This is a genomic window from Frankia canadensis (assembly GCF_900197875.1).
Lineage (GTDB): Bacteria > Actinomycetota > Actinomycetes > Frankiales > Frankiaceae > Frankia > Frankia canadensis.
This window is the reverse complement of record NZ_FZMO01000216.1, coordinates 1-6,425: the sequence shown is the minus strand read 5'-3', so window position 1 is coordinate 6,425 and position 6,425 is coordinate 1. Positions and strand designations below refer to the sequence as shown.

General features: G+C 74.3%; 7 protein-coding genes. 3 read left to right on the top strand and 4 right to left on the bottom strand.

All coding sequences use genetic code 11. From position 1 onward, the window contains the following. Positions 1-140 precede the first annotated feature (140 nt). From C1A33_RS17440 to C1A33_RS37475, 3 genes are all read right to left on the bottom strand, one after another. Positions 141-1,976: a hypothetical protein gene (locus tag C1A33_RS17440; protein ID WP_115537971.1), complete on the bottom strand. Its 1,836-nt coding sequence runs from the start codon at positions 1,974-1,976 to the stop codon at positions 141-143. A gap of 217 nt (positions 1,977-2,193) precedes the next feature. Continuing rightward, the gene (locus tag C1A33_RS36700) at positions 2,194-2,916 is read right to left on the bottom strand and encodes a hypothetical protein (protein ID WP_423748095.1); all 723 of its coding nucleotides are present in this window, start codon (positions 2,914-2,916) and stop codon (positions 2,194-2,196) included. After that, entirely contained in the window at positions 2,913-3,047 is a 135-nt protein-coding gene (locus C1A33_RS37475) for a hypothetical protein (RefSeq protein WP_279354647.1), read from the bottom strand. Before C1A33_RS37475 ends, C1A33_RS36700 begins: the two co-directional genes overlap by 4 nt. A gap of 129 nt (positions 3,048-3,176) precedes the next feature. Between C1A33_RS37475 and C1A33_RS17430 the strand changes: the two genes are divergently transcribed. The 3 genes from C1A33_RS17430 (at position 3,177) to C1A33_RS17420 (ending at position 6,256) form a co-directional block, all read left to right on the top strand. Continuing rightward, positions 3,177-4,400 carry a thioesterase domain-containing protein gene (locus C1A33_RS17430; RefSeq protein ID WP_243407658.1) on the top strand — a complete coding sequence of 408 codons (1,224 nt, stop codon included), beginning with the start codon at positions 3,177-3,179 and terminating at the stop codon, positions 4,398-4,400. Positions 4,401-4,463: 63 nt separating this feature from the next. Further along, positions 4,464-5,351 (top strand): TIGR03854 family LLM class F420-dependent oxidoreductase, encoded by an 888-nt coding sequence (locus C1A33_RS17425; RefSeq protein WP_101832539.1) that lies wholly within the window; start codon positions 4,464-4,466, stop codon positions 5,349-5,351. Between the two features lie 575 nt (positions 5,352-5,926). Continuing rightward, positions 5,927-6,256, top strand: a complete 330-nt coding sequence (locus tag C1A33_RS17420) for a hypothetical protein (protein ID WP_243407657.1) — start codon at positions 5,927-5,929, stop codon at positions 6,254-6,256. Positions 6,257-6,322: 66 nt separating this feature from the next. Here the strand turns inward: C1A33_RS17420 and C1A33_RS17415 are convergent, their stop codons facing one another. Further along, on the bottom strand, positions 6,323-6,394 hold the full coding sequence (locus C1A33_RS17415; protein WP_243407659.1) for a hypothetical protein: 72 nt from the start codon (positions 6,392-6,394) through the stop codon (positions 6,323-6,325). Positions 6,395-6,425: the final 31 nt, after the last annotated feature.

Genomic DNA, 6,425 nt, shown 5'->3' with positions numbered 1-6,425 from the left:
GCCCACCCGGGTGCTGCGTCGGCACCGCGCGTCCTCCCCCGCTCGAAGGGTCGACGCCGAATCGTAGGTCGCCGCTGCCGTCAGCTTCTCGCGGGGGACCGGCCGGCGGGCGGTCACCTGGAAGGAAGCGAGATGTCCGATCAGCGACAGCGGTCCGGCAGCCACAGATCGACGCCCTCGACGTGCCGTGGCGCGCAGCCGACCAGACTGGCGAGCAGCGAGCGCAGCTCATCCGACCGGTGGGTGGGGCCCAGCACGACGGCGTCCGGGTCCAGGCGCGCGTAGGCCGCCCGCACCGGCGGGGACCCGGCGGCGGCCGTCGCGCTCGTCGTCCCGTCGTCGACGTCGATCAGCGCGGTGGTCAGCGCGTCACCCGGCCCGTGGAACGCCGCCCGCCCGTCCGGACCCGGGACGGTGCAGTAGCAGCCGGGCATCACGAACCGGAAGTCCGCTCGCGCCTGCCACAGCATCGCCTCGGCCCGCGTCGGGCGCGGGTACGGGACGACGAGGGTCAGCGCGTCCGCCGGCAGCTGGCGTACGCCGTCACCGGTGAAGAACGCCGGCGTGCGGGCCGGTGTGGTCAGCAGCGGTGCCGGCACGAGCGCGGCCAGCGCGCCCGCCGTCAGCACGCCGGCGGCCAGAGTCAGCGCTCCCGACCGGACGGTCCCCGGTCCGCGGTGCCCGCCCGCTCGCCGGCCCGCCCAGCGGTCCGCCAGCCGGTCCAGGCCGACGGCCGCGACGGCCGCCACGCACAGCATCACGTACAGGGCGAACCGGGACGGCAGGGCGTTGCGCAGCACGGGTACCCGCTCGCCGGCGAGCCACGGCAGCGGGATGCCGGTAACCCGCCCGCCGACGTGCAGGTGGTCGCCGAGGGACAGCACCGCCATCACCAGGCCGAGCGGGGCGAGCACCCGGACCAGCGGATGACGCCGCGCGCCGATCGCGCCGGCCAGCGACAGCAGCACCAGCGGCAGGCCCAGATACCCGCCGACCTCCACCGCGTTGCCGGTGAAGCGCAGGCTGCCGCGCACCGAGGAGTCCGGCGCGAGCCGCTGCATCGGCGTCGGGGTGAGGAAGGTCCACAGATCGCTCACGGCGATACCGGACGGCTGGATCGAGCCGTGCACCCGCTGCGCCCCGAGGAACTGCACGCCGAGCGGCCAGGCCAGCAGCACGACCGCGACCAGCCCCGCCGTCGCGAACCCGCGCAGCGCCGGGCCCAGCCGGTCGCGCACCTGGTCGCGATGCCAGGCGGCGAGCACCCCGAGCCCGATGACCGCCGCCAGCGCCGACGTGGCGAGGACCTCCTCCCCGACCAGCGCCTGGCCGGCGACGACGAGCCCGAGCAGGACGCCTGTGCGCCGCGGCGACCGCCCGCGCACCACCAGATCGTCGAGCAGCATCAGCAGCAGCGGCGGGAACGGGGCGAACGCGAGGTGCAGATGCCCGTAGGAGGCCCCGACCAGATAGGGGCCGAAGCCGTAGAGCAGGCCGGCGAGCGCGGCCGGCCCGTCGCGCACCCAGCGCCGCAGGGCGACGAACAGGGCGAGGCCGCTCGCCACCGGGGCGAGGGTCAGCAGCACCGTCAGGGTCGTCACCGGGCCGCCGAGCGCGGTGATCGGCGCTGCGACCAGGCCGAGCAGCGGCACCGGCGTGCTCCACAGCACGTTCGTGCCCGCCGGGGCGTTGATGCGGTGGGTGACGAACGGGTCCAGGCCGCCGGCCAGCGCGTGCGGCGTCCAGCGCAGGAACCAGGAGAACAGGTAGGCGTCGTTCCCGCCGTAGGTGAGCTCGCCGAGGTGGCGCCATCCGGCCCGGAACAGCCAGCACGACAGCGCGAGGTACCCGAGCGCGACCAGGGGAAGGGCGGCCGGCCGGCGGCGGCGCGGACGGGCCACGTCGGCGCCGCGCCACAGGCCGGACCACGCGGTCGAGGTCCGAACGCTGGTGGTTCTGATATCCGAGCTGGTCACGACGGTTCCCCCCCTCGCGCGCCCCGCGACCCGGCGCGTCCGCCGTCGGACGGCCGCGGTCGTGGAACATTCGCGACAATATCCGCCGCGTCGCGTTTAATTCAGGGCAAATAGCGAAGGCGGCGGTGCGCAGCGTGACCCACGTGGTCGAAGTGGGGCCCGGAGGAGATACCCGCCACGGGGGCTTGTGCCCTCGCCGATGACGGATCGGTCGAGGTTACGGGCCTGCCTCGGGGTTCGGTGACCATTCCTCGACCAGGGCTGAGAACGTGCGATATCTCGCTATTCGGTACTCGGGCGCAACCACGCCGTCCTGGTCGACGACCGCGACCGGGAAGCCTCGCTCGGCTCGATAGCCACGCTCGCCGATGACGATCCGCCCACCCAGCCGCACCGCTCCGACCACGCAGGGCAATGCTGTCCACCGCGGCCGGCGGGCCGCCGCGAGGATCTCCGGCGTGCGCCAGGCATACAGTCCGCACAGACAGTGCTCATCCGGCACCCGGACGTGCCCCGCGCCCTGGCTGAGCTCCGCGCCCTGGCTGAGCTCCACGCCTTGGCTGAGCTCCAGGCCCCGCCCGTGCTCCATGGCCAGAGCAGGTTCCGCCGGCCGCCCGTGTTCCGCCGGCTGCCGGTGCTCCGTCGCCAGGCCGGGCTCCGTCGCCAGGCCGGGCTCCGTCGTCTGGCCGGGCTCCGTCGCCAGGCCGGGCTCTCTCGCCAGGCCGGGCTCTCTCGCCTCGCTGTGGTCGGTCGCCCGGTCGCGCTCCGTCGTCCGGCCGCGTTCCATCCGGCGGCGCTCCATCAGCAGGCAGCGCGCTTCGGTGATCCCATCGGCCCGCCAGAGCAGCATGCCCGGGGGAAAGGGAGACCACGGCGTCCACGCCGGGCGCAGCTGACCGTGGCCGTCGACCGCCCACTGACGCCAGCCGAGCAGACTCATCCCGGCACCGGCTCGGGCACCGGCTCTCGTGACGGTTCGGCCGGTGCGACCGGTTCGGCCGGGATGGTCAGCGGCTCGACATCGGGAAAGCTGATCGGCTCGTCCTCGACGATCCGTTCCGGTTTGCCCACATCACCCACGCGTCCACGGTGGGCGCCGAATCCGATCCCGTCAATGGCTGGACGCGGGCCCGGCACCTCCTGGCGTGTCGGGCTAGTCAGCGTCTGGTGTTCAATGTGGCCTTCTCATAGTCCTGTGGGGTGATTGCGTTGCTGGGAACGTCAGCGGCCGACCAGCTGCCCGAGGCGGACGCCGCCGTGCCGGCCACGCCGGCGGAGCTGCCGACGGCCGAGCCGGCGATGGCCGAACTGGCGCCGGACGCGCCGGTGGGGGAGGCGCTGGCGGATCCGGACGGCGACGACCCGTACGAGATGGCGGCGTCACTGCTGTGGGGCCGGGCCCTCGGCGTGCCGGCGGTCGGGGCGCACGACGAGGTGACCGGCCCGGGGCGGGGGCAGGCCGCCGCCGAGCGGCTCGCGGCGATCCTGCGTGACGAGTTCGGGTTCGTCGTGCCCGTGGCCGACGTCGCCGCCGCCCGCACGCCGGCCGGCCTCGCCACGCTTCTCGCGGCGCACCAGGGCGACGCGGACCGCCACCCGACCGTCGTGCCGCTGACCGGCACGGGTGCCGGGACCCCGCTGTTCTGCTTCGCGGAGGCCGGCGCGCCCGCGATCGCGCTGCTGCCCTTCGCCCGCCACTTCGCCGGCGAACGCCGGGTCTACGGCCTGCAGGCGCACGCCCTGGAGCGCCGCGGCCTGCCGGACTGGTCGGTGCCCGCCGCGGCCCGCCGGCACGTCGCCGACATCCGGCTGCTCCAGCCGACCGGACCGTACCTGCTCGCCGGCCACTCCTTCGGTGGACTGATCGCGCTGGAGGTCGCCCGGATGCTGCGGCAGGCCGGCCACGAGGTCGCCCTGCTGGCCATGATCGACACCTACCTGCCCGGGACCGCTCGGCTGACCCGGTCCGGCGCGATCATCCCGACGAGCCAGATCGAGGGCTGCCACCCGGACCGTCCCGGTGACGTTCCGGGGCCGGACGGCCGGGGACCGCTGGCGGCGAACGACGGCCCGTCCCTCGGCCCGCGGGTGCTCGCCGACCGCCTGCGCCAGCTCGTCGAGCTCCCGCTCACCGGGCTCGTCCGCTTCCGCGGGACACACCGCTACGAGGCGTTCCACAACCAGGGCCGCATCCTGACGATGACCTACCGCCCGCACACCTACGCCGGGCGCACCGTCGTCTGGCTCGCCGACGACCACGACGAGATCGAGGGATGGCGCGGCGTGCTCACCGGGCCGGCCGCCATCCACCGGATCCTCGCCGACCACCGGACGGTCCTGCGCCAGCCCCTGCTCACCGAGATCGCGGGCGGCCTGCGCGCCGAGCTCGCGGCCCTGGCGGACGGCGGCATCGTGGGCGCCTGACAACCAGTATGGAAGGGTGACGAGCCCGGCGTCCGGAGTCGGGCCACGCCGGACGGAGGGCTGATGAAGGTCCGCATCGGGATCGGGTTCGGGCTCGGGGGTGTCGCGCCGGCGGCGTTCCCGGCGCTGGTCGACCAGCTGGAACACCGTGATGTCGACTCCCTGTGGCTGTCCGAGCACCTGTCCTCGCCCGCGGTGGACCCGCTCGGCGGGATGGCGTTCGCGCTGGGCCGCACCCGCGAGCTCAAGGTCGGCACCGGTGTCGCCGTGCTGCCCGGGCGCAACCCGGTCCTGCTGGCCAAGCAGCTCGCCTCGCTGGCGCTGATCGCCCCGCGCCGCGTGCTGCCGGTGTTCGGCCTCGGCCCCGCGCGGCCGGCGGACCGCCCGGCCTACCCGGTGCCGCCCGGGCGGCGCGGTGCCGTGTTCGACGAGGCGCTGACGGTGCTGCGCCGGCTGCTGCGCGAACCGCGGGTGACCTTCCACGGCGAGTTCTTCGACCTTGAGGACGTCGGCATCGGCGAACTGCCCGCCCGGCCGGTGGACATCTGGCTCGGCGGCGCCGCGCCGGCCGCGCTGCGCCGGATCGGCCGCCTCGGCGACGGCTGGTTGGCGAGCATGATCGGCCCCGAGCAGGCCGCCGCCGGCATCGCCGAGATCCGCCGGGCCGCCGAGGAGGCGGGACGGGTCATCGACGACGACCACTACGGCGTGAGCCTGCGGCTGGCCACCGAACCGCCGTCGGCGCAGAGCCTGGCGGCGCTGCGCCAGCGCGCGCCGGACGTCGACCCCGCCCGGCTCCTCCCCGTCGGCTGGCCGGCGGCCCGGGCGCTGGTCGGCGAGTACATCGCCGCCGGAGTGAGCAAGTTCGTCGTTCATCCGGCGGCCGCGCCAGATGACTGGCCGGCCTTCCTGGACGCGTTCGCAGCCGAACTGATGCCACTGCAGAACTGACGGCATGTGTCGCCGATTCGTGTTCTGGACTCGGTTCCTTTTCTGAACCCGGTTCCCGTGCGTGCGTGCCGGCACTCCCGGGCCGGTACGCACGCACTCTCGGGTGACGAATCGGCGCGCCGGCATGTCCCGGCGACACCTCAGGTGAACAGCCGCGTCGGCTCGGTCATGGCGGGTCGACCCCGCCTGGTGGTGGCGGCCCGCCAGCGCACCGGATGCCATGTTGCTCTTCCCCTTTCCGGTTCGGACCGCCACAATCGACGGAACGACGGGCACGGCACGTGAGCACGCGTGGAACCGGCATCCAGAGGTTTTCGTCGACAGCTGGACCCGATCCGCTCCCAATCACGGTCCGCGCAGATGATCTGGAGGTAAGAGGGGTACTGATGACCTGCCGGATACCCCGACATCGCAGGCCGTGAAGCGAGACAATCCCGTCCACACCGACAGGCGTTCGGCAGCGGGAAGGCACCGCGGGAGGAAACGTGGAACGGGCGGAGCCCACGAAAACGCAGTCGCAGGTTCGGACGGACCGCCATGTGGTGGTCGGCCTTCGCGTCGGTGACGTGGCGGATATGGCGGACGTATTGCTGGCGGCGGACCTCGCGGCCCGGCTGGACGCTCGCCTGGTACTGATCGCGGCGATGGACCGCTGGTCCCGCTGGGCGCGCTGGACCGCCGGGGTGTACTGCGCCTTCGGCGTCGAGACGGTCATGTGCGCCGCCCGGATCGCCGAGCAGGAGACCCGCGACGAGCTCGAACGCCGCCTGCGCTCCCTGCTCGACCTGGTCGGCGTCGAGTGGTCGCTGCAGTGGGCCAGCGGCTCCTGCCGCCGCGCCGCGGTGCGCTACACCCGCCGCCACCCCGACGCGACCGTGATCCTCCGTCCCGAGCGGCATCGCTGAGCGCCATCCTGGCCCTCGGTCCCGCGCGCGCCCGGTCCGCGCCCGGCGCCGCTCACCCACCCGCGCTCACCTGCCGCCGGTCACGTCCAGGATCGCCCCGGTGACGTAGGAAGCCTCCTCGCCGCACAGCCACGCCACCGCGGCCGCGACCTCGGCGATGCTGCGCACC